The following is a 26,787-nucleotide window of genomic DNA, read 5'->3' as shown; positions in this document are numbered from 1 at the left end:
AACACCGCAGCCCCCTGGTAAGGGAACGCGCGACGAACGGGAGTGGTCCAGCGTCACGCGGACACCCTCACCCGGTCGAACGGCCCCACAGGAGCGACGAGCGGATGAACGGTCACTCCCCGATACCGTCCGCGCACGGATACCCTCGAAGGTGTGAGCACTGCGCCGCGACTCCTCGCCACCAGCGACCTGCACGTGACGTACCAGCAGAACCGCGAGTTCGTCGAAGCGATCCGCCCGCACTCGCCCGACGACTGGCTGATCGTGGCGGGTGACGTGGCCGAGAAGTTCGACGACGTCGAGTGGGCGCTGGGCGTGCTGCGGAGCCGGTTCGCCAAGGTGGTCTGGTCGCCGGGCAACCACGAGCTGTGGACCACCAAGGACGACCCGGCGCAGGCGCGCGGCGAGGTGCGCTACAAGCAGCTGGTGGAGCTGTGCCGCGGCATCGACGTGCTCACGCCCGAGGACGAGTTCGCGGTGTTCGAGGGCGCGGGCGGGCCGGTGGCGGTCGCGCCGCTGTTCACGCTCTACGACTACACGTTCCGGCCGGCGGGCACCACGGACAAGGCGTCCGCGCTGGCGGTGGCGCAGGAAGCCGGGGTGATCTGCACCGACGAGTACTTCCTGCACCCGGACCCGTACCCGAGCCGCGAGGCGTGGTGCGCGGCTCGGATCGAGGAGAGCGAACGCCGGTTGCGCGCCGTGGACGAGTCGTTGCGCACCGTGCTGATCAACCACTGGCCGCTCGTGCGCGACCCCACGTTCGTGCTGCGGTACCCCGAATTCGCCTTGTGGTGCGGCACGGAGCGCACCGCGGACTGGCATGTGAGGTTCCGCGCGGCGGTGATGGTCTACGGGCACCTGCACATCCCGCGCACGATCCGCAAGGACGGCGTCCGCTTCGACGAGGTGTCGCTCGGCTACCCGCGGGAGTGGCAGCCGCGGGGCTGGACCGCCGCGCCGCTGCTGGACGTGCTGCGTGAGGGGGACGCGCGGTGATCAGGGATTTGCTCGGGCCGCCCATGGCGGCGGTCGACCTGTTCGACGACCCCGACGGGGTGATGTTGTTCCCCGAAGAGGAGGAACACATCGCCCGAGCGGTGGACAAACGGCGCAAGGAGTTCACCACCGGCCGGCACTGCGCGCGGACCGCGCTGGCCGAGCTCGGCTTCCCGCCCGTGCCGCTGCTGCCCGGCCCGAAGCGCGAGCCGACGTGGCCCGAGGGGGTCGTGGGCAGCATCACGCACTGCAAGGGCTACCGGGCGGCGGCCGTGGGCCGCAAGTCCGAGGTGTGGACGGTCGGGATCGACGCCGAGCCCAACGAGCCGACCCCGGACGGGGTGCTGGAGGCGATCGCGGTGCCCGGCGAGCTGGCCCGGATGGGTGAGCTGAGGGCGGCGGGCGACAAGGTGGCGTGGGACCGGCTGCTGTTCAGCGCGAAGGAGGCCGTCTACAAGGCGTGGTTCCCGCTGGCGCGGACGTGGCTGGGGTTCGAGGATGCGGAGGTGGCCATCAACCCGGACGACGGCACGTTCACCGCGCGGATCCTCGTCGAGCCGCCCGTGGTGGACGGCGTGGCGCTGGACGGGTTCACCGGCCGCTGGCTCGCGCGGGAGGGGTTTGTGGTGACCGCGATCGCGGTACCCGCGCGCTGATCAAGGTTGGTGGAGGGCGGCGGTATGGGCGACGAGGTCGGTCGGCAGGAGTTCACCCGAGATGACCGGACGCGGTACCGCACGAAGGTCCGCCGGTGCCTGGACGTGTTCGCCCGGATGCTCAGCGAGTCCCGGTTCGAGTTCGACCGGCCCACGACCGGGTTGGAGATCGAGCTCAACCTGGTCGACGACGCGGGCGACCCGACGATGCGCAACGCCGAGGCGCTGGAGGCGATCGCCGACCCGGACTTCGTGACCGAGCTCGGCCAGTGGAACCTGGAGATCAACGTCGCGCCCCGGCTGCTGACCGGCGGCGGGATCTCGGCGTTCGAGGACGTCGTGCGGCGGTCGCTGAACGAGGCCGAGCACAAGGCGCGCGGCGTGGACGCGCACATGGTGATGATCGGCATCCTGCCGACGTTGCAGCCCAAGCACCTGGCCGTGGACGCGCTGTCGGGCAACCCGCGGTACACGTTGCTCAACGAGCAGGTGCTGGCCGCGCGGGGCGAGGACCTGCACATCGCGATCAACGGCGTGGAGCGGTTGCAGCTCACGGCCGACTCGATCGTGCCGGAAGCCGCGTGCACCAGCACGCAGTTCCACCTGCAGGTGTCGCCGGAGGACTTCGCGGCGTACTGGAACGCGGCCCAGGCCATCGCGGGCGTGCAGGTGGCGATCGGGGCCAACTCGCCGTTCCTGCTGGGCAAGGAGCTGTGGCGGGAGACGCGGATCGCGTTGTTCCAGCAGGCCACGGACACGCGCAGCGACGAGCTGAAGGAACAGGGCGTCCGGCCGCGGGTGTGGTTCGGGGAGCGGTGGATCACGTCGATCTTCGACCTGTTCGAGGAGAACGTGCGCTACTTCCCGGCGTTGCTGCCGATCTGCGACGAGGAGGACCCGTTGCAGGTGCTGGAGCGCGGCGACACGCCCTCGTTGGCGGAGCTGCGGCTGCACAACGGCACGATCTACCGCTGGAACCGGCCGGTGTACGACGTCGTGCGCGACCAGCCGCACCTGCGGGTGGAGAACCGGACGTTGCCGGCGGGGCCGACCGTGGTCGACATGCTGGCCAACGGCGCGTTCTACTACGGGCTGGTGCGCGTGCTGGCCGAGGAGGAGCGGCCCCTGTGGTCGCAGATGTCGTTCAGCGCGGCGGAGGAGAACTTCACGGCGGGTGCGAGGTCGGGGATCGACGCGCAGGTGTACTGGCCGGGGCTCGGCACGGTGCCCGTGGCGGAGCTGGTGCTGCGCCGGCTGCTGCCGATGGCGCACGAGGGCCTGGTGCGGATGAAGGTGGACCCGGCCGAGCGCGACCGGCTGCTGGGCGTGATCGAGCAGCGCTGCCTGACCGGGGTGAACGGGGCGACGTGGCAGGCGCGGGCGTTCCACCGGCACTACGACCACACCGCGCTGGACCGGCCCGAGGCGCTGCGGCGGATGCTGCGCACGTACCGGGATTTGATGCACAGCAACGAGCCGGTGCACACCTGGCCGGTGTCCTGACGCCCGGAATTGTCGGACCCCGCCGGCAGAATGAAAACAGGGGTCCCCTGGGCGAGTACCCCTGCGAAGCATTCACGCGGTTGGAGTGCGTGGCGAGCGATCGGTCGGTGGGCGCGCGGTTGGTAGGCGAGCGGCCGGTGGGCGCGGGTCAGGCGCGGTCGGCCCGGGTCTGGGTGGTCGGCCCGGTCTGAGCGGCTAAAGGGCCGGTCGGCCGGGATCGGCTGAGCGGGGTCGGGCGGCGGTTGGCACCTGGTCGGACGGCAGGCATTCGGCGGGTGTGGCTGGTCGGCGTGGAGAGGTTCGGCCGTAGGCACGGTTGAGGGCGGGCGGTGGTCAGGTGGGCAGGGATCGCATGGCGTCGGACTGGCGGGCTTCGACGGCGCGGTTCCACCACAGGTCGCCCTCGGCGGTTCCCTGGTGCAGCGCCGACAGGCTGAACATGGCGTCCGGGTGGCCGCCCCCGGCGGCGCGGTGGAACCAGGTTTCCGGTCGGTCGGACGCGTCCCGGAGCCGTCGGCCCGGGCGGTTGCTCGCCGCACGGTCGGCGGCGCTCCCCCAGCGCGTCAACAGCATCCCCAGCTCGTACATCGCCTGCGTGTCGCCCGCGTCCGCCGCACGCCGGAAGCAGCGTTCCGCCCGGTCGACGTCGTCACGCCGGGCCAGGACACCGAGCACGACGAGCACCCGGTGCCCCGCCGCGCGTTCCCGGTCGTCCAGGTCGCGGGAGGTCAGGGGTGGCAGGGCCGACCACAGCTCCTGGTCCACCTCGACCCCGGCGGCGGTCGACGCCCGCTCCAGCCAGGTCTCGGCCGACGCGGTGTCACCCCGGTGCACCAGCAGCAACGCGAGGTCCGCCGGCGCGGACGTCCGGCCGGCCCCGGCCGCCCTCCGGTACCAGTCCTCGGCCTCCCCCACCTCCCCCTTCGCCACCAGCACCGCGCCCAGGCAGCCCATCGCCTCGACGTGACCGGCCTCGGCGGCACGCCGGTGCCAGGTCTCCGCCTCGTCCACGTCACCGCGCCCCGCGAGCACCGAACCGAGCTCCACCATGAAGAACGGCTCACCGGTCGCCTCCACGGCCCGGCGCAACCACCGCTCCGCCTCGTCGACCTCGCCCCTGGCCCGCAACCGGGTGCCGAGCACCGCGAACGCCCGCGGGTCGCCCGACTCGGCGGCACGGCGGTACCACTCGTCCGACCGGTCCGGGGACGGCGCCAGGTCGGCCAGCGCGGTCATGGCCTCGGCGTCACCGCGGTCCGCGGCTTCCCGGTACCAGCGCTCGGCGTCGTCCGGCCTGCCGTCCTGCCGCGCGAGACGGGCCAGACCGTGCATCGCGACCACGTCACCCCTGCGCGCGGCACGGGTGTACCAGCGGGCAGCCTCGGCGAACGCGCCACGCTCCTCGCACAGCAACGCCAGCAGGTTCATGCCGTCGACGTCACCGCGGTCGGCGGCGGCGCGGTACCAGACCTCCGCCTCGGCCACGTTGCCGCTGCGCGCCGCGGCCACCCCGAAACCGACCACGGCCGCCGTGTCGCCGGTGTCCGCCTTCTTGCCCACGTGCGCCCCCCGGACGTCGTCCCCCACCTCCGATGCTCCCGCACGGCGGCACTCCCCTCAAGGGAGAGCGGCGTGCGCGATGTCCAGCGCACGCCGCACTCCACCGGGAGCGATCAGCTCGTCGGGAAGTTGTCCGGCGTCCGCATCCGGTCGCGGATCCACACGCCGGCGGGCTTGAGCACACCCGTTCCGGTGAACGTGGAGCCCGCGCAGGTGCCCTCCTTGAACACCGCGCCCGAGCGGAAGTCGTCGGAGAAGTTCCAGTTCGTCCAGCCGATCTTGTTCGCGGCGAGGAAGTCCAGGTACTTCTGGCTGTAGGTGAAGTCGTTCGCCCCGTCACCGGTGTAGGTCTGGGTGCCGAACTCGGTCACGAAGATCGGCAGCCGCGCCGCCGCCCGCTGCAACGCCGCGAAGTACTCGTCCTGGTGCGACGCCGCGTAGAAGTGGAACGTGTACATGAAGTTCGTGGCGTTGATCGGGTTGGAGATGATGTCCTGCTCGCTGCGCCCGTCGGAGACGCCGAGCGAACCCCAGCCGTGCGTGCCGACGAACACCACGCCGTCGGGGTCCTGCGCCCGGATCACCGGGATCATCTGCTCGGCGTAGGACTTGATAGCCGCCCACGACACGTTGTTCGGCTCGTTCGCGATGTCGTAGATGATGTTGGTCTTGTCGCGGTGGCGCTGCGCGACCTCGGTGAAGAACGTGCGCGCCAACGAGATGTTGGCGTTCGGGTCGCCGGGGTCGAGCTGGTGCCAGTCGACCAGCGCGTACATGCCGCGCCGCGTGGCCTCCTCGATGTAGCCGTGCACCAGGTCGGTGAACTTGCGGGGGTTGGTCTCGTAGCCGCCCTCCTGCACGTACATCGAGATGCGCAGCACGTCGGCGCCCCAGTCGTTCGCCAGCGCGTCCAGCGACGCGGGCTTGACGCACTGGGCGTACCACTGGATGCCGTGCGTGCTCATGCCGCGCAACTGGATCGGCTTGCCGTACTGGTTGCACAGCTTCACGCCGCACACCCGCAACTGGCCGTTGACGTCCGCGGGCCGGCCGACGCCGGTCGTGCCGGTGTCGACGGTGAGCCGGTCGAGGTTCGGGCCGCCGACGGAGGTGGTGGCGGTGGCGCGCACGCGGTTCGTGCCGGCCGCCAGGGACACGGTGGCGGTGGCGGTGCTCCACGTGGACCACGCGCCGGTGGAGGGGAACGCCACGCTGACGCCGGCCGAGCCGTTGACGGTGACGGTCACCGGGCGGTTGGCGGTGGTGCCGTTGGCGTAGCGGAAGGACAGGGTCGCCGGGCCCGCCGACGCGGCCGTCGCGGTGAACTCGACGTACGCGCCGGTCCCGTTGTCGTAGTTGACGAATCCGGTGCCGGTGTAGCCCGCGTGGTTGGACTCCACCACGCCGTTGGAGATGGATGCGCTCTCGGCCTGGTGCTCGGTGACGGCGGCCGCGTGGACGTCGGCCGAGGCCGTCGGCACGGACAGGACGGCCGCGACCAGCGGTGCCAGGAGGGGAAGTACGGGCCATCGGGGTGCCACAGGGTGCCTCCCACGGTGCAGGGGTGAGGTGGAACGTGGTGACGGCGGTTCAGTTAGGAAAGTTTCCTATCTGTTGCGTGGGATCACAGCACCCCGGGACGTGCGCTGTCAACGGTTCAGGCGACCGGGATCGCGACCGGACGGGCCCGCAGGTGGGCGCTCGCGCTCCACGCCGACACCAGCCCGGGCAGCAGCACGTGCCACGGCAGGCGGAGCAGCACGTCACGGCGCACGGCCAGCACGATCCGGCCGGACGCGCCGCCGTCGAACCACACCACGCGCAGCGGCGCGTCACCCGGCACTCCGCCCCAGGCGTCCTCGACGGCGGCCGGCGGCACGAGGCCCGGGGGCAACACCACCCGGCGCACGCACGAGTCGGCCGTGAAGCCGTCGGCGCGCAGCACCTCGTGCCGCACGAACAGCGATCGCACGGCGGCAACCAACCGTCGCTCACCCAGCCCCGCGCGCACCTGCACTGCCATGGACTCGTACCCGGCGATCACGACAGGCCGTCTGGACACGCGGCGCCTTCCCTCGGTTAGGTAAGGCTAAGTTAGCACTAGTAGTCGTCGCCGCCGAAGAACGTCTCCTCCAGCCGGTCCGCCGTGCCCGCGAGCAGCGCCAGCGGCTCGGTGAACTCGTGGATGTCCAGGTCCGCCAACGGCAACGAGTGCCGCAGCACCACGTGGTCGCCCATGATCGCCGCGCCGCAGGCGATGGTCGAGTTGCCGACCTCGGCGAGGAACGCGTGCAGGTCGACGTTCGCCGCCAACCCGATCGGCGAGGCGATCTGCACCCACTCGTGCAGCTTGTCGAGCACTTCGCGGACCAGGATGACCACCTGCGTCCGCTCGTCGTCCTCGTCGTACTGCTCGAAGTTGAACAGGATCCGGATCTCGTCCTCGTTCTCCGCGATCACGTCATAGGTGTCGTGCACGTATGCGGCGAGGTCGCCCCAAGTGGCCATGCGATCACCCTACGGGCGCGACCACCGACCACACCGCATCACCGACCTGATCGGACGCCGCGGCCAGGTCGAGCGAACCCGTCAGGTGGCGCCGGGCGCACTCGTGCGCGGGCCCCATCACCACGGGGTCCAACGCCCACAACGGGATCTCCCGCAGCTCGCCCGCCGCCATCCGGGCCGCGAACCAGCGGGCGACCGGCTCGAACACCTCCGCCTTCACGGCGGGATCGGCGGTGGACGGCGCGGCGTAGAGGAACCGGGCCCGGCCGGGGTGGTCGACCACCCACGTGAGGTATCGGGCCACGAGAGCGCGCACGGCCTTCTCCGCGTCGCCGAGGTCCAGCGCGGGCAGCATCGCCGCCACGCAGTGCGCGAAGCTCTCCCCGTACAGCACGGCGAACAGCCCGGCCCGGCTGCCGAAGTGGTGGTAGACGCTGCCGTTGGAGACGCCGGACCGCGCGGTCAGCGCGCTGATCGTGACCGCGTCGAGCCCGCCCTCGTCGACCAGCGCGAGGGCCGCGTCGAGGACAGCCCGCCGACCGGTCGATCTCACGGGGTTAGAGTACCGCTCTAGAGCGTCGCTCCCCTGGAGGTCACCGTGGCCCGTTCCATCCCCGATCTGCTGCGCGAACGCGTGCGCGAGACCCCGGACGCCGAGGCGCTGCGCTACCGGACCGCGACCGCGTGGACGTCGTTGACCTGGGCCGAGGTCGGCGAGCACGTGCGCAGGCGGGCGCTGGGCTTCCGCGAGCTCGGCGTGCGGGACGAGGCCCGGGTCGCGATCATGGCCACGACCAGCGCGGACTGGATCCTCACCGACCTGGCCGTGCTCGCGGCGGGCGGCGTGACGACGACGATCTACCCGAGCAGCACGCCGGAGGTCGTCGCCCACATCGTGCGCGACTCGGAAAGCGTTCTCGTGGTCGCCGACCCGGAGCTGGCCGGCAAGGTCGATGCGAAGGTCGTCACGCCCGACTGGGAACCCGACGAGGTCGACGGCGACTACGACGCGATGGTGGACGAGCTGACGCCCGACCGGCTGGCCACGTTGATCTACACGTCCGGCACGACCGGCACGCCCAAGGGCGTCGAGCTGACCCACGACAACTGGCTGTACACCGCCGAGGCGATCCGCGAGCTGGGCGTGCTCACGCCGGACGAGCTCCACTTCCTGTGGCTGCCGATGTCCCACGCGTTCGGCAAGGTGCTCCAGGTTGGGATGCTGGCGACCGGCGTGCCCACCGCCGTGGACGGCGACGTGGACCGCATCGCGGCCAACCTGCTCGAGCTGCGGCCGACCGTGGTGGCCGCCGCGCCCCGGATCTTCGAGAAGATCCACCAGCGGGTGGTGGCGTCGATGCGCGAGGCGGGCGGGGTGAAGGCGAAGCTGTTCGACTGGGCGTTGGTGGTGGCCGAGCACCCGGAGTGGACCGTGCGGCGCCGGATCGCCGACAAACTGGTGTTCAGCAAGCTGCGGGACCGGGTCGGCGGCCGGATCAAGTACTTCGTGTCCGGCTCCGCGCCGCTGTCGCGCCCGGTCGGCGAGTTCTTCGACCGGGCCGGGATCACGATCCTGGAGGGGTACGGGCTGACCGAGTCGTCGGCGGCGTCGTTCGTGAACCGGCCCGGCGCGAACAAGCTCGGCACGGTCGGCGAGCCGTTGCCCGGCACCGAGGTCCGCATCGCCGACGACGGCGAGGTGCTGATCGGCGGGCGCGGCATCATGCGCGGGTACCGGGGGTTGCCCGAGGAGACCGCCGCGACGTTGCGCGACGGGTGGCTGCACACCGGCGACATCGGCGAGCTGGACGAGGCCGGCCGGCTGCGCATCACCGACCGGAAGAAGGAGCTGATCAAGACCTCCGGCGGCAAGTACGTCGCGCCGCAGGCGGTGGAGGGACTGGTCAAGGCGGGCAGCCCGTACATCGGCAACGTGCTCGTGCACGGCGACGGGCGCAACTACTGCGTGGCGCTGGTCACCATCGACGCCGATCTGGCGCCTGCCGGGTTGGACGCGGAGGCCGAGGTCGGGCGGGCCGTCGAGGCGGCGAACCGCAAGCTCGCGCGACACGAGACGATCAAGAAGTTCGCCGTGCTGCCGGAGGACTTCTCGGTGGACGACGGCACGCTCACGGCGAGCCTGAAGATGCGGCGCAAGGAGATCGAGTCGCGTTACCAGGACGTGCTGGACGGCCTGTACTCCTGAGCCGAGGGCTGGGCGCTCCGCGCCACGGCGATGGCCCACGCGCCGGCGACCAGGACGGCCACCACCTCGGTCAGCACCAGCAGCCGTTCGACGTAGCCCAGCGGGATCACCCGCCACCACGACGTGCCGACGACCGCGTTCACGCCGATCGCGTACAGGATCGGCGTGAACGCCAGGGCCGACAGCAGGCCGAACCGGAACGTCCACCGGGCGTGCCCGCCCCACACCGGGTCGTGCCGCCACGGGCGGGCGAGCAGGGTGGCCGCGATCGGCAGGGCGACGAACGCGAGCAGGCTGCCGAACCGGTGGATGCTGCCGCTCAGGCTCGGGCCGATGGCCCAGTTGTTCTTCGGGAAGATCACGACCAGCGTCAAGCCGACCGACCACGCGGCGAACGCCACGGAGCCCGCGGAGTTCCACTCGGCGATGCCCCGGCGGACCAGGACGGTCAGGATGGCGACCGACCCGAACACCAGCAACAGGACCGCGGTGTCGAACACCCAGCGGTGCGGGCCGAGGGCGTATTCGCTGATCGTGCGGCGCAGGTGCCTGGTGGAGTCGGTGAGGCGGTACAGGTCCAGGCCGCCGACGAGGGCGACGGTGAGGAGGACGGAGAGGGAGCCGGCGAGGGCGATGAAGCGGGTCGGGGAGTTGGAGGGGGTGGTGGTCGAGGTGGGGTCGGCGGTCGGCACAACGGACAGAACGGACGAGGGGTGGGGTGGGGTTCCGGTTGGTGGGGATCGACAGGTTGTCGACAGGGCGCGGATGTGGTGGTCGGGGGTTGAGTCCGGCCTCGTTCCGGGTCCGATGTGGTGACGCTCGATCGGGGGAAGAGTGCAACCTTTGACAACCTGAACCGCATTTCTCACGTTAGCCGGATAAAACGGCCGGCCCGGCGGCGAGGAGGCGTGGCAAGGGCAGCCCGGGGTGCGGTTCGGGCGGGGTGCGGTTCGGGCGGGGTGCGGTTCGGGCGGGGTGCGGTTCGGGCGGGGTGCGGTCAAGCGGACTCGCGGAGGACCAGGGTTGGGGCGAAGACGACCGAGCTCACCGGGCGGTCTGGGCGGTCTACGCGGTCGACCAGGAGGCGGGCCATCTCGGCGGCCATGTCCTCGACCGGTTGGCGCACGGTGGTCAGTGGTGGGTCGCACTCGACGGCGGGGCTGCTGTCGTCGAAGCCCACGACCTTGAGGTCTTCCGGGACGCGGAGGCCCGCGTTGCGCAGGATCGGCAGTGCGCCGGTGGCCATCAGGTCCGAGGCGACGAACAGGCCGTCGAGGCCGGCGTCGGTCAGGTGGCGGGCGGCTTCGGCGCCGCCCTCGCGGGAGAAGTCGCCTTCCACGACGAGTGGCTCGGGCAGGCCGTGGCGGGTGGTGGTGTCCAGGAAGCCGCGCAGGCGGTCCTGGCCGGCGGGGGTTTCCAGTGGGCCCGTGATGGTGGCCAGGCGGCGGCAGCCCGAGGAGATCAGGTGGTCGGCGGCCAGGGCGGCGCCGGCGGCCTGGTCGACGTCGACGTAGGTGATCGACATCGGTCGGACCGGGCGGGCGGCCAGGACGACCGGGAGGTTGGCCTCGATCAGTTGGCGCGGGAGGGGGTCGGTGGCGTGGGTGTGGATGAGGATCACGCCGTCGAGCCGGTGTTGGCGGATGTCGTCGACGACCTCGCGGTGGTCGCCGGTGGTCAGGACCAGTTGCACGCCGAGTGGGCGGATCACCGGCAGGACGCCGCTGACCACCCGGCCGAAGTACGGGTCGTGCACGGTGCGGCCCTCATCCGGCAGGACGAGGCCGATGGCCCCGGCCCGGCGGGTGACGAGCGAACGCGCCGCGCGGTTGGGTGTGTACCCGGTCGTGGAGATCGCCTTCTCCACGACTTGGCGCAGCTCACGGTCCACCGTGGCGACCCCGTTGACGACCCGGGACACCGTGGCCCGGGATACCCCCGCGATCCGCGCGACCTCTTCCAACGTGACTGGTCTGCGGTCCACGTCAGCCTTTATACCGGGCGGTGCGGCCCCGCCGAGGCGGGACCGCACCAGCGGTGTCACTGGTAGACGCGGACGTAGTCGACCAGCATGCGCTGCGGGAAGACCGTGGTGGCGTCCGGCGGACCGGGCCAGTCACCGCCCACCGCGTTGTTGAGCAGGATGAAGAACGGCTTGTCGAACACCCACGGGCCGCGGGTCGCCTCCACCGTCGCCTTGTCGATGGTGAGGACGGTCACGTCGTCGATGCTGAACACCATGCCCTTGCTGTTCCAGTCGACCCGGAACACGTGGAACGCGTTCGCGTAGTCCTGGCCGATGTCGTGCACCTTGCCGATCCCGCCGCCGCCGAAGTACGCCGGGCCGTGGATCGTCTGGTACGCGGTGTTCGGTTCGCGGCCCAGGTGCTCCATGATGTCGATCTCACCGCTCGCGGGCCACGGCGTGCCCTTGAAGATGTCGGTGCCGAGCATCCAGAACGCGGGCCACAGGCCCTTGGTGCCCGAGACCTTCACGCGGGCCTCGAACCGGCCGTAGGTCCACGACGCCTTGCCCTCGGTGATGATCCGGGCCGACGTGTACTGGCACGTGCCGGAGCCGCTGACCGGGTCGACCGGGCACGCCGAGCCCGGCGTGACCTCCCGCCTGGCCTCCAGCACCATGTTGCCGGCGCCGTCGGTGAACGCGTTGCGGTTGTCGGTGTAGTACTGCAGCTCCGCGTTCTGGCCGGTGCCGACCTCGGGACGCCACTTGGTCGCGTCCGGGCGGGTGCCCGAGGGCGCGTTGAACTCGTCGCTCCACACCAGCCGCAGCGGGGTGCCGGGGTCGGGTGCCTGCGGCGGTGGCGGGGTGGGGCTGCCGCCGGTGCCGTAGACCTGGAACTCCCACAGCGAGTAGCCGTACTGGCCGCTGCGCTTGGTCAGGTTCACCCGCACGTACCGGCCCGTGCCGCTGACCGCGAACGTCTGCTTGAACCCGGTGCCGTTGGTGACGGTGTGGATCGTGGTCCAGGTGGAGGCGTTGGCGGAGGTCTGGATCTCGAACCCGGTGGCGAACGCCGGGTCCCACTGGAGCACGACCTTGCTGATCTGCGCGGTCGCGCCCAGGTCGACGTAGATCCAGCCCGGGTCGACCCAGCCGGTGGTGGCGTTGGTCGCCCACCGGGTGGCCGGGTTGAAGTCCAGCGCCTTGGCGGGCGTGCACTGCGGGCACGCGCCGTCGTCCTGGTACGACGAGGCGAACGCCGGCTTGTTGTAGGACAGCAGGCCCTCGCCGCCGCCACCGGAGTTCGTGCCCGTGCGGACGGCGAACTCCCACAGGGACACGCCGTACTGCGTGGCGCGCGCCGTGGTGTAGACCCGGACGTAACGGCCGGTGCCGGTGAAGGTGACGTTCTGCGTGCCGCCCGTGCCGGTGGTGGTCTGGTGGACGGTGGTCCAGGTGGTGCCGTCCGTCGAGACCTGGAGCTGGAACGCGGTCGCGTAGGCGGCCTCCCACTGCAGCGTCGCGCCGCACAGCTCCCGGCTCGCGCCCAGGTCGACCCGCAGCCACTGCGGGTCGCTGAACGCGCTGGACCAGCGGGTGCCCGCGTTGCCGTCCACCGCGGAGGCGGCCGTGAACGGGCTGCCCGGTTCGACCGACGACGCCGTGACGGGTGCGTTCAGCGCCGCGTTGGCGGTGCCGCACTCCGCCGCCCCCGCCGCGGTCACGGGCACGACCAGGGCGGCGAGCAGGGCGACTGCGCCGATGAGCGTCCTCATGGGCGGCCGTCCGCGCCGCACTTGATGATCGGGTTGATGCAGTCGCGCACCCGGCGGGCGAGTTCGGCCTCCGGCCAGGCGTTGAAGAAGTCGCCGTGCATGGTGAAGCCGGGGCCGGAGGCGAGCCGGAACCGCGCCGGGTCGCCGTTGACGGGGTAGCGCAGCACCTGGCGCAGCTTCGGCACCGGCACCGGGTGGGTCGAGGGGCAGTCGGCGTTCACCGGGTAGGCCATGTGGCTCTTGTGGTCCGCCGAGTCGAGGTCGCGGCCGTTCCAGCACTGCGGGAAGTCCAGGTAGGACTCCAGCATGGTGCCCGCGGGGCAGTTGACGAAGTCCTTGGAAGCGCCGACGTGCCCGGCGTGCAGGCAGGACCAGCGCGAGATCGTGCTGGCGTCGGGCGCGGTGGCCTTGGCGTTGCCGGCGACGATCCGCAGGCCGAGCGGGAACGGTTGGATGCGCGCGATCACGTCGTCGCGCACGCCTTCGCCCAGGTAGTAGAACGTGGTGCCGGTCGGTTCGACGGGCTGGTTGTCCGCGTAGAGGGTGGGCACCCAGTAGGAGGACAGGTCGACGCCGGGGTTGCAGTTGCTGGTGCCGGCCAGCAGCGATTGGACGGTGGAGCGGGCGTTGGTGGTGGTGTTGCCGAAGAAGCTGTGCATGTGCGACGCGCCGGGCAGGTTCGGCGCGACGATCGGGTCGTCGGGCAGGCGGTGGCTGTAGGGGCACTCGGCGAGGAACTCGGCGACCCGCACGATCGGGCCGCTGCTGTTGGGCACGCCGAAGACCTGGAACTCCCACAGCGAGACGCCGTACTGGGTGGCGCGGGCGGTGGTGTAGACGCGGACGAACCGCGCGGTGGCCGAGACGGTGAGGTTCTGCACGCCGACGTTGCCCGACGCGGTGGCGACGGTGGTCCAGGTGTTGCCGTCGGCGGAGGTCTGGAGCTGGAAGGAGCGCGCGTAGGCGGCCTCCCAGTTGAGCGTGACCTGGCTGATGGCGGTGGACGTGCCGAGGTCGACCCGGAGCCACTGGGGGTCGGCCGTGGCGCTGGACCAGCGGGTGCCGGTGTTGCCGTCGACGGCGGCGGAGGCGGGCGTGCCGCCGTTCTCGGTGGAGGAGGCGGACACGGGTTTGCCCTGGGACAGCAGTTCCGGGGCGGCGGAGGCGGGAGAGGTGACGAAGGTCAGTGCGGACGCGGTCAGCACCGCGACGGTGGTTGCGGTGACCAGTCGACGCCATCGGCGAATGGTGGGGATCACGACTCCCCTTTCGAAGGGCTTTGCAGGGAGGGTTCAGAGAGCGCTCTCACAGCGGAACGTAAGGCGGCCCCCAAGGTCAGTCAAGGAAATGCGGCAGTTCCGGTCATCCCGTAACGGCGGCCGAGAGAGCGCTCTCTCACGAATCCTGCGTTCGGAACGCGAGAGTCCTGCGTCCAGGACGGGTGAGGTGAACGCTCAGGACAGGCGGGCGGCGGGTGGCAGGGCGGACGCGGAGGCGGTGGGCCAGGCCAGCGGGTCGGGGCCCAGGGCCCACAGTTCGGCCACTTGGAGGGCGCACCACGGGGACACCGGGCGGGCGCCGGCCAGGACGGCCGGGGCGAACTCGGTCCAGGGGGCCCACTCGAACGAGTCCACCTCGTCCGGGTTCGGCTCGGGGTCGGTGGCGAGCAGGCCGCGGAAGACCGGGCACATCTCGTTCTCCGTGACGCCGTTCTCCATCACCGCCCGGTAGCGGAACGCGGGCAGCACCAGGTCGAGGTCGACGTCGACCAGGCCCAGCTCGTCGGCCAGCCGGCGCGACACCGCCGACACCATCGGCTCGTCCGGCGCCGGGTGGCCGCAGCACGAGTTGGTCCACACGCCCGGCCACGTCTTCTTGTGCAGGGCGCGCCGGGTCAGCAGCAGCCGGCCCGCCGCGTCGAACAGGTACGACGAGAACGCCAGGTGCAGCGGGGTGGACGCGTGGTGCACGGAGGCCTTGTCGGCGACACCGACCCCCGCACCGGACTCGTCCAAGAGCACGACTTGTTCCACGCGCCCACCCTGCCACACCGTCGATCACCTCGCGTCGGCGAGCACCCTGGGGTTGCGCACGAGCTTGCCGGTCGGCGTGCGGGGCAGCGCACGCAGCACGTGCACCCGCTGGGGCCGCTTGAACTCGGCCAACCGCTGCGCGCACCACGCCGCCAGCTCGTCGGGCGTGAGCGCGTCCGACCCGGTCGACACGTAGGCCTCGATCACCGTGTCGTGCACCGCGATCGCCTCCGTGACCAGGGGGTGGGCGCGCAGCGTCGCCTCGACCTGGGTCAGGTCGACGTTGCTGCCGCGCACCACGACGAGCGAGTCGGCCCGGCCCAGCAGCCGCAGGTTCCCGCGCGCGTCGAACTCGCCCCGGTCACCCGTTCGGAACCACCCGTCCAGGTAACGGGTGGGGTCGTCGTGGTCGAGGTACGGCGACTGGTCCAGCGCCACCTCGACCAGCCCGTCGCGCACCCGGATCGTGGTGTCGGACAGGGGCTTGCCCACCGAGGGGCGGGACGTGCCCGCCGCGTCCATGGTCAGCGCGCCGGTCTCGGTGGTGCCGAAGCACTCGCCGACGGTGAAGCCGTAGGCGGCGGCGAACCGCTCGGCCACCTCCGGCCGCATGAGCTCCCCGCCCGAGAACGCGCCGCGCACGGTGCGCAACGACGGCCGGTCGGCGGCGGAGGCCAGCAGGTCGAAGTGGAACGGCGTGCCGGTGATGAAGTCGACCTCGTGCCGCGCGGCGGTCCGCAGGACGTCCTCGGCCGACAGCTTCCCGGCGAACACCAGGTGCACGCCCGAGGCCAGGGCGTGCAGCAGCCCGCCCATCAGGCCGAAGCTCTGCGCGGTGGAGTTGAGCACCAGCATCCGCTCGCCGTAGCGCGGCATGCCCTCGGCCGCGCCGAACCGCAGCACCTCGCGGATGATCGACTCGGTGCTGCGGCCGACGACCTTGGGCCGGCCGGTGGAGCCGGAGGTGAACTGGACCAGGCGGTGCCGGGTCGTGGCGGGTCCGCCGTCGGAGCGGCGTTCGGTCACCAGCTCGTAGCGCTCGCGGAAGATGCCGACCGGTCGACCGGAGGCGCGCACGAAGAACTGCGGGCGGGTCAGCGCGCGCAGCTCGTCGACCTCGGTGGGGGTGAGGCGGTGGTCGACCGAGATCACCCTGGCGCCGAGGCTCCACAGCGCGAGCACCACCTCCAGCTGGGTGAAGCTCGGGGGCACGTGCAGCGCGACGGTGCTGCCCTCCCCCACCCCGGAGGCGGCGAACAGGCCCGCTTCGGCGGCGACCGAGGCGCGCAACGCGCCGCGGGTCACGGTGTGCTCGTGGCTGAACACCGGCACGTCGTCGCCGTGGCGGCGCAACAGGTCGGTGACGAACTCGCGCATCTTGGCTCAGGTCTCCTTGCAGAACTCGCCGATGGGGATGCCCACGTGCCGCTGCTCGGTCGCGATGTAGCCGAGCAGCTCGTCACCGCGTTGCAGCTCGGTGACGTTGCGGACCTTCCCGCCGGGGCCGAGCACCCGCACGTGCCAGTCGTCCTGCACGGTCAGGCTCACCTCGACGCCCTCGGGCGAGTGCGCGGTGATGGTCAGGATCGGGCGCGATTCGAGCTTGGCCCGGCCGACGGTGAGCTTGCGGGTGCGGCCCTCGGAGTTGACGGCGAGCACCGTGCTGCCCGAACGCAGTTCGGACAGGTAGTTGGTGCGGTTGTCCGGGCCGAGCACGTAGGAGTGCAGGGCGCCGGCGTTGACCCGGAACGGCCGGGTCGGCATGTAGGGCAGCGGGTGGGTCTCGCTGCAGCACAGGATGAAGCCGGAGGAGAACGAGCCGACGAGGATGCCCTCGTCCTCCTGGAAGTGGGAGGCGGTGTCGACGCAGACGCGGTCGCCGAGGCCGTTGTGGGTGATGCCCTCGACGGTGAGCGTGGTCAGGGTGAGCGGCGGCGTGGTCGCCTCCAGCAGCCGGGCCAGCTTGAACACGTCGTTGGCGTCGCGCGGGGCCATCAGCACGCCGTCCGAGCCGTGTTCGAGCACGTCGAGCACGATCGCGGCCTCTTCGAGGTCGGCCACGACGGTGACGAGCTTGCCGGGCGCGCCGTCGGCGGCGGCGATGACGATCTCCAGCGGGATCTTGGTCGGGTCGGTGAACGCGACCACGGTGTGCCCGAGCCGCACCGCCGCCGCGCACGCGAGCTTGAGCGTGCGGTCGTCGCGGACCTGCACGAACGCCGCGTCGGTGGTGAGCCGGTCCAGCGCGTCCTGGTCGTCCACGGCCACGGTGACCAGGTGCGGGCTGTCGACCGCCGCGTCGGCGACGAGCACCCGGGTGATCGTCGGCGGCAGGGTGTCCAGCAGCGCGGGGTCGTCGGCGACGACGCCGGCGAGGCGGGCGTGCACGGCGGCGTCCACGACGGCTTCGCGGTGCGCTTCGGGGACGGGTCGGAGGTCGATCCAGGCGAACTTCAACGGTTCTCCAAGGGGTGAGAGCCCGGTCGGCGTGCGAAGGCCCCGCCGCGGGTCGGGTGACCGGCGGCGGCCGCGGGCGGCGGGGTCATGAGGAGGCCACGACGCCCGTCATCGCGCGGACCAGGTCCGCTTCGGTGTCGTCGTGCACGATCGAGGCCAGTTCGGCGACCAGCGACATGGGTGCGGGCGCGGTGAACACGCGGCGGCCGACGGCGAGGCCCGCGCAGCCGACCGCCATCGCGGTGCGGGCGTGGTCGACCACGCTGCCGCCGGTGGCGGGGCCGCCCGCGACCAGCACCGGGATCGGGCAGTGGGCGATGACCTCGGCCATCCGCTGCGCGGGTCGCGCGAGGTTGGTCTTGACGATGTCCGCGCCCAGGTCGACCGCGATGTTGACCACGTGCGCGAGCAGCGCCGCGTCGTTCGGGTCGGTGATGCGGGGGCCGCGCGGGTAGGCCATGGCGATCAGCGGCACGTTCCACGCGTCGCACGCCTTGGCGACCGCGCCGAGGTCGGCGAGCTGGCGCTCCTCGGTGTCCGAGCCGACGTTGACGTGCACGCTCACCGCGTCGGCGCCCAGTCGCAGCGCCTCGTCGACCTCGCCGACGAGCACCTTGGCGTTGGTGTCGGCGGCGTGCGCGGTGCCCGCGCTGAGGTGCACGACCAGCGCGCAGCCGCCGAGCACGTCCGGGTCGATCGTGCGCACGCGTCCTTTGTGGACGATGATGGCGTCGGCACCGCCGACGACGACCGAGTCGATGAGCTCGTGCCACCGGTCGCGCGGCACCACCGGGCCGTCCGAGACGCTGTGGTCGAGCGGGACGAAGAGGTACCTGTCGTCGCGCGGACGGGAAAGGCGCCGCAGGCGCATCGCTTTCGTCATGTCGCTCACACCTCCTCGCTATTCGGTGCCGGCCATCCAGCAGGGTGGTCGAACCGGTGAGCGCGGCGGGAGGTGTGAGGTGGCGATAACTCCTCAGTTATGCACCTGTTGGAGCAACGGGTGGAGGTTCCGCTCGACGCACAGTCGTGGTCTTCACTACACGCACGGTCGGTGTTCGATTTGTCTTATTGCCCTAGGCTGCCGCAGTGAACATGGAGCTCAGGCACCTCCACGTCGTGCTGACCGTGGCGGAAGCGGGCAGCATCAGCCGGGCCGCCTCACTGCTCAAGATCGCGCAAGCCGGGTTGACCGCGCAGCTGCGGCGCATCGAGCGGGGGTTCGGTGGTCCGCTGTTCCTGCGGCGCACCGACGGCGTCGAGCTGACCGAGTTGGGCCGCCACGTCGTGCTGCGATCCCGTGACCTGGTGGAACGGTTCGACGACCTGCTGGTCACCGCGCGCAAGCTGGCCGCGGAGAGCGACGTCACGGGCATCCGGCTCGGCGGCGTGGCCGGTGCGCTGACGCCGTTGCTGGTCGCGGTGGTGCGGTCGCTGCTGCCGACGCACCCGCGCACCACGCACGTCGAGCGCACCAGCGACGGCGTGCTCGAGTTGGTGCGCGCCGGGAAGTTGGACCTGGCGTTGGTGACGGAGTACCCGCAGAGCCCTCTGCGGATTCCCGAACAGGCCGACTGCCGGACCGTGGTGACGGAACCGATGTTGGTCGGAATCGCGGCCGGGCACCGGTTGTCGGGGCGCAACGAGATTCGGCTGTCCGAACTGGCCGACGAGGAATGGGCGGTCTCGGACGAGAGCTACGGCGGCGGAAGGTTGAACCTTCACCTGGCGTGCGAGGCGGCCGGATTCACGCCGCGTTGCGCGCATTTCGGGTTGGACCCCGCGGCGGCCGCGGAACTGGTGCGCTCCGGGCACACGGTGGCGTGTTTCTTCCCCACCGGGCACGACTTGCCGGGCGTGCTGTTGAAACCGATCGTGGGCAATCCCGTGCACCGGCGGGTGACGGTGGTGTGGCGGCGGGATTGCGCGGCGGCGGAGTACGTCGACGAGATCCACGCCGCGCTGTTGCGGGCCTACCAGGAGCGGATCTGGGGTCACGGGCCGCGCACGGCGAAGCTGGCCGCGGCGGCCAGCTGACGTCGGCTCGCCGGCACGCGGAAGCGTTGCCGCCGAACGGACCACCGCCGGAACCTATGGACCGAGGTGCGCGGCGGCCACCCGTTTGGGCACGCACATCCGCCACGCGTCCACCACGAGTTCGGTCAGCTCGTCCTCGTCGACGCGGGCCAGGGTGCACTCGACCCAGTGGTAGCGCAGGTCGGAGGGCGCGGGCAGGTGGAACTTGGCCGGTTCGGCGACCACCAGGGCGTCCCGCTCCTCCTTCGGGAACGCGAAACCCAACGTCCGCTCGTCGCGCGAGAGCGCCAGGTACACGATCCGGCCGATGCGGAACTTCACCCGGTCCCGGACCACGGCCTCCTCGGTGCGCGGCAACGACCGGGCGATGCGGCGCACGTCGTCGACGGTCGCCACCGGTCAGCGGTCCGCGTGCCGGAGCACGCTCTCCACCTCGGTGCGGAAGGCGTTCACGCCGTCCTCGCCCTCCGGCGCGCCGTGCGCCTGGAGCAGGTGCAGCAGCGCCACGCCGTGGGCGGACCGGCGGGACAGCGCGTGGAACGAGAACGCGGCCTCGTAGCCGCTGATCGCCGTGGCCAGCGCCGCCGCGACCGCCGCCAGGAACGCCCACAGCGCGCGCTGCCGGTCGTCGGCCACGGCCACCGCGCCCAACGCCGCCGCGGCGGTGAACAGCAGCACGGTCAGGCCGGTGGTCCAGCGGCGGGCCGCGGTGTAGCGGGCCCGTGCCCGCTCGAACCCGGCGAGCCGTTCGCCGAGCCGGTGGCGCAGGTAGGCGCGGAGGAACTGCTCGCGGTGGTCGTCCAGCGGGGAGGTCATCAGCGGCTCACCGAGTCGTGCCGGAGCCGTGCCACGGTGGTCGCCAGCTCGCGGGCGCGCTCGTCGCGCTCCGCTTCGTCGGCGGCGGGTGGCGCGGCCAGGTGGTCGAAGTACAGGGCGCGCAACCGCTCGGCGCGGACCTTGGCGTCCGGGTCCTCGCCGCCGCGCGCCACGACCGCCAGCACGGCCGCGGCCGCGCCGGCGACGGCGAGCAGCACGCCTGGCCACGGCTCGTCCCGCAGCCAGACCTGCAACGCGGCGGACACCGTGGCGGCGAAGCCGGCGGCGATGGCGAGCACCACGAGCAGCCGGGCGCGTTCCCGTGCCCTGAGGGCGGTGACCTCGCACTCGTGCAACGCGGGGGCGACGACCTGGTTGGCCTCGTGGATCGCGTCGGCGAGCAAGGGGTAGTCCAGCACGTAGCCGGGGTCGATCACGGGCTGCGGCTCGGGTGCCCGGAACCGCAGCCGCGGCCACACGGCGGGCGGTGGCACGTCGGCGTGCAGGTCGGCCCCGGGCCGGTTGCCCAACACCCGCCGCAGGACCGCCGCCACCTTGTCCGCGCCCTCGGCCAGGTGCACCACGGCGACCTGGCCGCTGCGGACCAGCACCGCGAGGTCGTCGGCGCGCTCGGGGGCGGTGGTCCGCGCGGTGGACGAGGCGGGGGCGGGCTCGTCGGCGACGGTCGCGCCCCTGGCGGCCGGGGTCGACATGGTCGGGTCGGCGGCCGGAGTGGCGGTGGGGATGGTGGTGGACGCGGGCGCTTGAGTGGGCGGGTCGGAGGCGACGGGAGCGGTGGGGTTCGGCTTGCCGGTCGCGATCTCGTCCGCCAGGCCGCCCGTGCCGGCCAGCACCAGCAGCGGCCGGTCGCGGCCCAGGTGGTCGACCAGGGCGGACCGCGCCAGGTCGCCGCCGCCGATCAGCAGCGCGAGCGCCGGGCGCTTCGGCCCGGCCACCGCGTCCACCGCGCGGAACAGGGCGGGCAGCTCCTCGCCCCACTTCGAGCCCGGCACGAGCACCGCCGTGTCGTGGTTCACGTTGAGCCGTGCCTCACCGGCGGCGGGCTCGGCGTCCTCCGCCGCCACCCGGCCCGACGGGGCCACGCCGACCAGCCGCGGCCACCGGCCGTCCAGCGACTCGGCGGCCAGGCCGAGCAGGTGCGTGACGCCGACGTCGGCCCCCGCGGTGATCACGACCGCGTCCGCCCTCGCCGCCGCCGCGAGCACCGCACGCAGCACCGGGAGCACCGAGGCGGCGAGCTCGGTGTCCATCGGGCCCGCCGAGCCGAACACCGCCAGGACCGGCCGGCCGCGGGGCAGGCCGAGGGCACGCGCCCGGACGTCGGCGTCGGGGTGGGCCAGTCGCCGCACCCGTGGGCCGGTACCCGCAGTAGGCATGCCGGGCACCCTAGCGGTGCCTCACGTGAATTTCACCCGTCCGGGGGCGGATTTCGCCGCAGGTAGAGTGCTGGGCGTGTCGATTGACCCCGCCGAGCTGGAAATCGCCCTAAGGGTGCTCGCCCAAGTGGACGAACTGGACACCGAGCACCCCGACGCGGTAGCCGTCCGCCGGGCCACCGCCGGCATCTGGAAGAACCTCCGCAAGCGCCGCAAGGCCGAGCGCCGCGCCTCGGTCACCGCCGCCGACCGCGCCGTCATCGAGGCGACCGCGACCGGCTCGCCGTCCCGCATCGACGACGAGACCCGCGGCCTGCTGCTGCGCGAGCCCGAGCCCGGCGCGAAGGCGGGCACGCTGCTGCGCGCCCGGTCCTGCTACACGTGCAAGAAGCGGTACGTCGAGGTCGACGCGTTCTACCACCAGCTGTGCCCGGACTGCGCGGCGCTCAACCGCGCCAAGCGCGACCAGAGCGCGGACCTGACCGGCAAGCGCGCCCTGCTCACCGGCGGCCGGGCCAAGATCGGCATGTACATCGCGCTGCGGCTGCTGCGCGACGGCGCGCACACCACGATCACCACCCGGTTCCCGCGTGACGCGGCCCGCCGGTTCGCGTCCATGCCCGACAGCGCCGACTGGCTGCACCGGCTGCGCGTGGTCGGCATCGACCTGCGCGACCCGGCCCAGGTCGTGCAGCTCGCCGACTCGGTGGCCGCCGCGGGCCCGTTGGACATCCTCATCAACAACGCCGCGCAGACCGTGCGCCGCTCGGCGGGCGCGTACGCGCCGCTGGTCGCCGCCGAGTCCGCTCCCCTGCCCTCCGGGCCGCTGCCGGAGCTGGTCACGTTCGGGCACACGGTGTCCGCGCACCCGGTGGCGTTGGCGGGCACGTTGGCCGACACCATCCCCGCGGTCACGGCGCTGGCGCTGACCGCCGGCTCCAAGGAGATCGACGCGGGCGGCCTGGTGCCCGACGAGGCCCCGGTCAACAGCTGGGTGCAGCGGGTCGAGGAGGTCGACCCGGTGGAGCTGCTGGAAGTGCAGCTGTGCAACAGCACCGCGCCGTTCATCCTGATCTCACGGCTGCGCCCGGCGATGGCCGCCTCGCCCGCGCGCCGCAAGTACGTGGTGAACGTCTCGGCGATGGAAGGGCAGTTCAGCCGCGCCTACAAGGGCCCCGGCCACCCGCACACCAACATGGCCAAGGCCGCGTTGAACATGCTCACCCGCACCAGCGCCGAGGAGATGCTGACCACCGACGGCATCCTGATGACCGCCGTCGACACCGGCTGGATCACCGACGAACGGCCGCACCCGACCAAGCTGCGGCTGGCCGCGGAGGGTTTCCACGCGCCGCTGGACCTGGTCGACGGCGCGGCCAGGGTGTACGACCCGATCGTGCGCGGTGAACTGGGCGAAGACCTGTACGGGTGCTTCCTGAAGGACTACGCGCCCGCGCCGTGGTGAGCAGGTCACGCGCCTGTTCCACCCTTTCCCGACCGCAGTAACGCCGGTGCGCCGATCGGGGTGCACCGGTTAACGCGACGGTGCCCGCGTGCGACTCTCCGTCGGTAGGCTGAAGCTTTCGCGAGGCCGCCGCGAGGCGACGGGGGTGGGCATGGACGGCGGGCGGGCCGGTCGAGCCGCCGCGCGGCCGCGCGTCAACCCGTTCCCGCTGCCGGGCTGGGAAAGCACGCCGATGCGGCCGTTGCGCCCCTGGCACCGGCCGGCGCACCGCGACTACTACGTGCCCGTGGACGGCGCCGAGGCCGCGTTCGAGCACTTCCGGCAGTCCATGGGCGACCTGGCCGTGATGCTGGAGTACGGCCGGCTCGCGCTGGTCACCGGCGAGTCCGGCTGCGGCAAGACCGCGCTGGTCAACCGGTGCGCCGACTGGGTCGTCGGCGAGCTGCGGCGGCGCGACCTGCGCGGGGTCGTGCTCGACCTGACCGGCTGCCTGCCGACCGACCAGGAGCTGTCCATCGACCAGCGCACCGCCGAGGTGTGCGACCGCATGTTCGACCTGCTCGTGGACGCGGGGGCGCTGCGCCCGGAGAGCGAGGAGCGGCTGGACGCCGTGCGGGACGTGCCGCGCCGCGTGTTCCCGCGCCTGGGCCGGGCGCTGCGCGAGGAGGTCGCGCTGATCGTGCTGCTGCCCAGCCCGAACGAGCTGGTCGACGAGGTGATCCGCTACGCGCGCACGCTCAACAGCGCCAAGGTGCTGTTCCTGACCGAGTCCGCCTACCTGGGCACGGACGAGGTGGCCGACGTCGTGCGCCAACTGGAAACGTGGGTACCGCCGATCACCCTGCACGTCGGCCCGCTCGACCCCGGTGACGCGCAGCGGTTCGCCGAGGACCGGCTGGCTCGGCACGCGGCCGCCGGGACCTATCCGCGGCTGAGTGACGACGCGATCGAACTGGTGGCCAAGCACTGCCAGTCGGTCGCGATGTTGCAGCGGTTCCTGCACGGCACTTACGAGCACAAACGGGTAACGGGACTAGGCTACTCCGAGGCCGATCTGGTGACCGTCGAGGACATCAGGGCGTTCTTGAACACCAAGTCCCGGAATGGACCGGTGAATGCGCCATGAGCGGTAGCAGCGACCTCCCGCCCACGCGGAAGAACCCCTTCTCGCCGATGGCGGTCGCCCGGATCACGGACTTCGACGCCGATCCCGACGCGGTCGACGTGGCGATCACCACCGACGCGGCGCGGCAGGCGCTCGCGCACCTCACGTCCTACCTCGACGCGCCGCCCGCGCGCGGCGGCCGCGACCGCACCGGCACCGTGGTGGCCGTGCTCGGCGACTACGGCACGGGCAAGACGCACCTGGCCGTGCGGCTGGTCCGGCACGCCCGGCAGGCGCTGGCCGACCCGACGCATGCGCTGTACCTCGACGCTACCGCCGAGAGCTTCATCGAGCTGTACCGGCGGTTCATGCAGAAGCTCGGTCGCGAGGGCGTGCGGGCGCAGGTCAGCGAGTACTACGCGGACATCGTCGCGGACTCGTTGCAGAGCAGCGGCCTGACCAGCGACATGCTGGAGTGGCTCGGCAGCAGGCAGCTGGAGCCGCAGGAGGTCGTGGAACGGCTGGGCCTGATGGAGAGCGCGTTGCTGCGCAAGGTCCAGGACACGCTGCGCGAGGTGACCAACAACAAGGACTTCGGCACCGCGCTCACGCTGCTGCTGCGGCCCGGGTTCGAGCACGCGGTGTGGTCGTGGCTGCTCGGCGGCACACCCGACCAGGTGCTGGTCGAACGCGGCATCGCCACGCCCATCGACACCGAGGTGGCCGCGCTGGAGGCGATGGGCGTGTTCGCCCTGCTGTTCGGCGGCAGGCAGCGGCGGTTCGTGCTGGCGATCGACGAGCTCGACAAGATCTTCTCCGCCGACTCGAGGCCGCAGGCCCGCACGATGGCCGCGTTCCAGACGTTGTTGCAGGTGTTCGCCAAGGCCGGGGCGTGCCTGGTGCTGTGCGGGCTGCCCGACTTCAAGGCCGTGCTGCCGCCCGCGGTGCGGCAGCGCATCCCGTACACGGTGGTGATGTCCGGGCTCAGCCAGGGCGAGGTGCGCGAGTTCGTCGAGCTGGCGCAGGAGCAGGTGTTCGGCGAGCGGCAGCTCGCGCCGTTCACCGTCGACACCACCCGGTACCTGCGCGACCTCGCCCGGGGCAACGCGCGCAACGTGATCCGGCTGTGCCACCGGGTGTTCCGGATGGCCGACGACCTGTCCCGCGCGCCCGGCCACGAGTTCGTCGTCACCGAGGACATGGTGCGGCAGGCGGCGCGCGACCTGTTCGGGTCGTTGAGCTCGGACGACATCGACGGCGTAGTGCGCCGGGTGCTCGACGCGGGCGGCCAGGACTACCTGCACCGGCACCTGCTCGGCGTGGCCGAGGAGTCGTTGGTGGACTTCTGGGTCACGTTCCCGGAGCAGGCGGGCGGCTGCGCCGTGCTGATCACCGGGTCGCTGCTGGACAACGCCGACGTGGGCGCGGTGGTGCGGCGGATCTCGGCGGTGCGCGAGGCCGAGCCGGACGCCGAGCTGGTCCTGCTGGTCAACGGCGTGGTGACGGACGGCGTGGCGATCCAGTTGCGCGAGCTGCTGGGCCGCGAGCCGCTGGTGTACGTCGACCGGACGTTCGCCGAGGACTTCAAGGCGCTGATCAGCGCCACGGGCCGGCGGCCGGGCCAGGACACCGACCCGTTGTCGGCGCTGCGGTGGCGGATGGACCAGCTGGCCAAGCAGCAGTCGAGCATCTACGGGTTCATCGAGCACCTGGCCGAGCACATGGACGGCGTGCGGGCGTCGGCGGACCGGCAGCTCGGCGCGATCCAGCGGCAGCTCGGGGCGTTGGCCGGCACGCCCGGCCGGGTGGCGGAGGCGACGCCGGGCAGGCTGCCCGGCGAGGTGGAGCGGCTGTTCCGGGACGCGGTGGACGTGTTGGAGGACCTGACGCAGGTCGACGTGATGTTCGAGGAGGCGTTCGACCACGCGCCGACCGCCACGCAGGAGGCGGTGCACCGGCGGCTGCGGACGCCGGAGTTCACCCGGGCCGCGTCGCAGGCGGTGATCATGCAGAAGGCCGTGCGGGCCTTCCGGGCCGCGGTGGCGCAGTGGTACGCCACGGCGGGCGAGGCCGACGCGGAGGAGCGGCTGGAGGAGCTGTGCGGCATCTACGACGGGATCGTGGAGTTCCTGCCGCTGTTCCTGCTGGACCCGCTGGTGCAGATGCCGCCGTGGTCGGCGCGGTCGGGCGGCCTGGTGGCCGAGGTGGGCCAGGGCTCGCGCCGCACCCGCGTGCACGAGGCGTTGCGCAACCTGAGCCCGCGCGTGCGCCGTGCCGTGTTCCGGTCGTCCCCCGCGTGAGCGC

At 72.1% G+C, this 26,787-nt stretch carries 24 protein-coding genes; 8 read left to right on the top strand and 16 right to left on the bottom strand.

Features of this window, described 5'->3' with window-relative positions:
* The first annotated feature begins 153 nt into the window (after positions 1 to 153).
* From LZG04_RS08240 to LZG04_RS08230, 3 genes are read left to right on the top strand one after another with little or no spacing between them, the layout of a single operon-like run.
* A complete protein-coding gene (locus tag LZG04_RS08240) occupies positions 154 to 999 on the top strand; it encodes a metallophosphoesterase (protein ID WP_233814869.1) in 846 nt (281 codons plus the stop codon).
* Complete coding sequence (locus LZG04_RS08235) at positions 996 to 1,655, top strand: 4'-phosphopantetheinyl transferase superfamily protein (RefSeq protein WP_233814866.1); 660 nt, start codon at positions 996 to 998, stop codon at positions 1,653 to 1,655. Before LZG04_RS08240 ends, LZG04_RS08235 begins: the two co-directional genes overlap by 4 nt.
* A 24-nt stretch (positions 1,656 to 1,679) precedes the next feature.
* On the top strand, positions 1,680 to 3,158 hold the full coding sequence (locus LZG04_RS08230) for a glutamate--cysteine ligase (protein ID WP_233814864.1): 1,479 nt from the start codon (positions 1,680 to 1,682) through the stop codon (positions 3,156 to 3,158).
* A gap of 333 nt (positions 3,159 to 3,491) precedes the next feature.
* Here the strand turns inward: LZG04_RS08230 and LZG04_RS08225 are convergent, their stop codons facing one another.
* The 5 genes from LZG04_RS08225 to LZG04_RS08200 form a co-directional block, all read right to left on the bottom strand.
* Positions 3,492 to 4,745, bottom strand: coding sequence for a tetratricopeptide repeat protein (locus tag LZG04_RS08225; protein WP_233814862.1), 1,254 nt, complete (start codon positions 4,743 to 4,745; stop codon positions 3,492 to 3,494).
* 86 nt (positions 4,746 to 4,831) lie between these two features.
* Positions 4,832 to 6,259: a cellulase family glycosylhydrolase gene (locus LZG04_RS42385; RefSeq protein ID WP_308199000.1), complete on the bottom strand. Its 1,428-nt coding sequence runs from the start codon at positions 6,257 to 6,259 to the stop codon at positions 4,832 to 4,834.
* Between the two features lie 116 nt (positions 6,260 to 6,375).
* Positions 6,376 to 6,780 (bottom strand): hypothetical protein, encoded by a 405-nt coding sequence (locus LZG04_RS08210; protein ID WP_233814861.1) that lies wholly within the window; start codon positions 6,778 to 6,780, stop codon positions 6,376 to 6,378.
* Between the two features lie 38 nt (positions 6,781 to 6,818).
* Positions 6,819 to 7,226, bottom strand: coding sequence for a YbjN domain-containing protein (locus LZG04_RS08205; protein WP_233814859.1), 408 nt, complete (start codon positions 7,224 to 7,226; stop codon positions 6,819 to 6,821).
* A gap of 4 nt (positions 7,227 to 7,230) precedes the next feature.
* On the bottom strand, positions 7,231 to 7,779 hold the full coding sequence (locus LZG04_RS08200) for a TetR/AcrR family transcriptional regulator (RefSeq protein ID WP_233814857.1): 549 nt from the start codon (positions 7,777 to 7,779) through the stop codon (positions 7,231 to 7,233).
* A gap of 45 nt (positions 7,780 to 7,824) precedes the next feature.
* Here LZG04_RS08200 and LZG04_RS08195 point away from each other — a divergent pair, with 45 nt between their 5' ends.
* Positions 7,825 to 9,432, top strand: a complete 1,608-nt coding sequence (locus LZG04_RS08195; protein WP_233814855.1) for a long-chain fatty acid--CoA ligase — start codon at positions 7,825 to 7,827, stop codon at positions 9,430 to 9,432.
* Here the strand turns inward: LZG04_RS08195 and LZG04_RS08190 are convergent.
* The 8 genes from LZG04_RS08190 to LZG04_RS08150 all read right to left on the bottom strand — a co-directional run bounded on the left by LZG04_RS08190 (position 9,399) and on the right by LZG04_RS08150 (position 18,546).
* Positions 9,399 to 10,124, bottom strand: a complete 726-nt coding sequence (locus tag LZG04_RS08190) for a DUF998 domain-containing protein (protein ID WP_233814853.1) — start codon at positions 10,122 to 10,124, stop codon at positions 9,399 to 9,401. The two genes, LZG04_RS08195 and LZG04_RS08190, sit on opposite strands and share 34 nt — an antisense overlap.
* Positions 10,125 to 10,429: 305 nt before the next feature.
* On the bottom strand, positions 10,430 to 11,416 hold the full coding sequence (locus LZG04_RS08185) for a LacI family DNA-binding transcriptional regulator (protein ID WP_233814851.1): 987 nt from the start codon (positions 11,414 to 11,416) through the stop codon (positions 10,430 to 10,432).
* Between the two features lie 56 nt (positions 11,417 to 11,472).
* Positions 11,473 to 13,173, bottom strand: a complete 1,701-nt coding sequence (locus LZG04_RS08180) for a discoidin domain-containing protein (protein ID WP_233814849.1) — start codon at positions 13,171 to 13,173, stop codon at positions 11,473 to 11,475.
* Positions 13,170 to 14,432: a DUF1996 domain-containing protein gene (locus LZG04_RS42380; RefSeq protein ID WP_308198999.1), complete on the bottom strand. Its 1,263-nt coding sequence runs from the start codon at positions 14,430 to 14,432 to the stop codon at positions 13,170 to 13,172. Before LZG04_RS42380 ends, LZG04_RS08180 begins: the two co-directional genes overlap by 4 nt.
* Before the next feature lie 195 nt (positions 14,433 to 14,627).
* Positions 14,628 to 15,206, bottom strand: coding sequence for an isopentenyl-diphosphate Delta-isomerase (gene idi / locus LZG04_RS08165; RefSeq protein ID WP_233814847.1), 579 nt, complete (start codon positions 15,204 to 15,206; stop codon positions 14,628 to 14,630).
* 24 nt (positions 15,207 to 15,230) lie between these two features.
* On the bottom strand, positions 15,231 to 16,583 hold the full coding sequence (locus LZG04_RS08160) for a class I adenylate-forming enzyme family protein (protein WP_233814845.1): 1,353 nt from the start codon (positions 16,581 to 16,583) through the stop codon (positions 15,231 to 15,233).
* Positions 16,584 to 16,589: 6 nt separating this feature from the next.
* On the bottom strand, positions 16,590 to 17,663 hold the full coding sequence (locus tag LZG04_RS08155) for a 3-dehydroquinate synthase II (RefSeq protein ID WP_233814843.1): 1,074 nt from the start codon (positions 17,661 to 17,663) through the stop codon (positions 16,590 to 16,592).
* Between the two features lie 85 nt (positions 17,664 to 17,748).
* The gene (locus tag LZG04_RS08150; protein ID WP_233814841.1) at positions 17,749 to 18,546 is read right to left on the bottom strand and encodes a 2-amino-3,7-dideoxy-D-threo-hept-6-ulosonate synthase; all 798 of its coding nucleotides are present in this window, start codon (positions 18,544 to 18,546) and stop codon (positions 17,749 to 17,751) included.
* Between the two features lie 212 nt (positions 18,547 to 18,758).
* Between LZG04_RS08150 and LZG04_RS08145 the strand changes: the two genes are divergently transcribed.
* The gene (locus LZG04_RS08145; protein WP_233815171.1) at positions 18,759 to 19,700 is read left to right on the top strand and encodes a LysR family transcriptional regulator; all 942 of its coding nucleotides are present in this window, start codon (positions 18,759 to 18,761) and stop codon (positions 19,698 to 19,700) included.
* A gap of 54 nt (positions 19,701 to 19,754) precedes the next feature.
* Here LZG04_RS08145 and LZG04_RS08140 read toward each other — a convergent pair whose 3' ends face one another.
* From LZG04_RS08140 to LZG04_RS08130, 3 genes are read right to left on the bottom strand one after another with little or no spacing between them, the layout of a single operon-like run.
* Positions 19,755 to 20,096 carry an MmcQ/YjbR family DNA-binding protein gene (locus LZG04_RS08140; RefSeq protein ID WP_233814839.1) on the bottom strand — a complete coding sequence of 114 codons (342 nt, stop codon included), beginning with the start codon at positions 20,094 to 20,096 and terminating at the stop codon, positions 19,755 to 19,757.
* Positions 20,097 to 20,099: 3 nt separating this feature from the next.
* Positions 20,100 to 20,516, bottom strand: coding sequence for a hypothetical protein (locus LZG04_RS08135; protein WP_233814837.1), 417 nt, complete (start codon positions 20,514 to 20,516; stop codon positions 20,100 to 20,102).
* On the bottom strand, positions 20,516 to 21,913 hold the full coding sequence (locus LZG04_RS08130; protein ID WP_233814835.1) for a hypothetical protein: 1,398 nt from the start codon (positions 21,911 to 21,913) through the stop codon (positions 20,516 to 20,518). The genes LZG04_RS08135 and LZG04_RS08130 overlap by 1 nt, the downstream gene beginning before the upstream one ends.
* A gap of 76 nt (positions 21,914 to 21,989) precedes the next feature.
* On the opposite strand from LZG04_RS08130, the gene LZG04_RS08125 reads away from it, so the two are divergent.
* The 3 genes from LZG04_RS08125 to LZG04_RS08115 all read left to right on the top strand — a co-directional run bounded on the left by LZG04_RS08125 (position 21,990) and on the right by LZG04_RS08115 (position 26,783).
* Positions 21,990 to 23,378 (top strand): SDR family oxidoreductase, encoded by a 1,389-nt coding sequence (locus LZG04_RS08125; protein WP_233814833.1) that lies wholly within the window; start codon positions 21,990 to 21,992, stop codon positions 23,376 to 23,378.
* Positions 23,379 to 23,529: 151 nt separating this feature from the next.
* Complete coding sequence (locus tag LZG04_RS08120; RefSeq protein WP_233814831.1) at positions 23,530 to 24,504, top strand: hypothetical protein; 975 nt, start codon at positions 23,530 to 23,532, stop codon at positions 24,502 to 24,504.
* Positions 24,501 to 26,783 carry a hypothetical protein gene (locus LZG04_RS08115; protein WP_233814828.1) on the top strand — a complete coding sequence of 761 codons (2,283 nt, stop codon included), beginning with the start codon at positions 24,501 to 24,503 and terminating at the stop codon, positions 26,781 to 26,783. The genes LZG04_RS08120 and LZG04_RS08115 overlap by 4 nt, the downstream gene beginning before the upstream one ends.
* Positions 26,784 to 26,787 lie beyond the last annotated feature (4 nt).

This window comes from Saccharothrix sp. S26 (assembly GCF_021390395.1).
Lineage (GTDB): Bacteria > Actinomycetota > Actinomycetes > Mycobacteriales > Pseudonocardiaceae > Actinosynnema.
The sequence above is the reverse complement of the archived record's forward strand: the minus strand, read 5'-3'. Positions and strand labels throughout refer to the sequence as shown.

What these genes read in the sequence shown, in the direction of transcription:
- LZG04_RS08150 (WP_233814841.1), bottom strand. Translation starts at nt 18,546, where the DNA reads ATGACGAAAGCGATGCGCCTGCGGCGCCTTTCCCGTCCGCGCGACGAC.
- LZG04_RS08130 (WP_233814835.1), bottom strand. Translation starts at nt 21,913, where the DNA reads ATGCCTACTGCGGGTACCGGCCCACGGGTGCGGCGACTGGCCCACCCC.
- LZG04_RS08180 (WP_233814849.1), bottom strand. Translation starts at nt 13,173, where the DNA reads ATGAGGACGCTCATCGGCGCAGTCGCCCTGCTCGCCGCCCTGGTCGTG.
- LZG04_RS08160 (WP_233814845.1), bottom strand. Translation starts at nt 16,583, where the DNA reads ATGCGCGAGTTCGTCACCGACCTGTTGCGCCGCCACGGCGACGACGTG.
- LZG04_RS08230 (WP_233814864.1), top strand. Translation starts at nt 1,680, where the DNA reads ATGGGCGACGAGGTCGGTCGGCAGGAGTTCACCCGAGATGACCGGACG.
- LZG04_RS08145 (WP_233815171.1), top strand. Translation starts at nt 18,759, where the DNA reads ATGGAGCTCAGGCACCTCCACGTCGTGCTGACCGTGGCGGAAGCGGGC.
- LZG04_RS08205 (WP_233814859.1), bottom strand. Translation starts at nt 7,226, where the DNA reads ATGGCCACTTGGGGCGACCTCGCCGCATACGTGCACGACACCTATGAC.
- LZG04_RS08115 (WP_233814828.1), top strand. Translation starts at nt 24,501, where the DNA reads ATGAGCGGTAGCAGCGACCTCCCGCCCACGCGGAAGAACCCCTTCTCG.
- LZG04_RS08135 (WP_233814837.1), bottom strand. Translation starts at nt 20,516, where the DNA reads ATGACCTCCCCGCTGGACGACCACCGCGAGCAGTTCCTCCGCGCCTAC.
- LZG04_RS08120 (WP_233814831.1), top strand. Translation starts at nt 23,530, where the DNA reads ATGGACGGCGGGCGGGCCGGTCGAGCCGCCGCGCGGCCGCGCGTCAAC.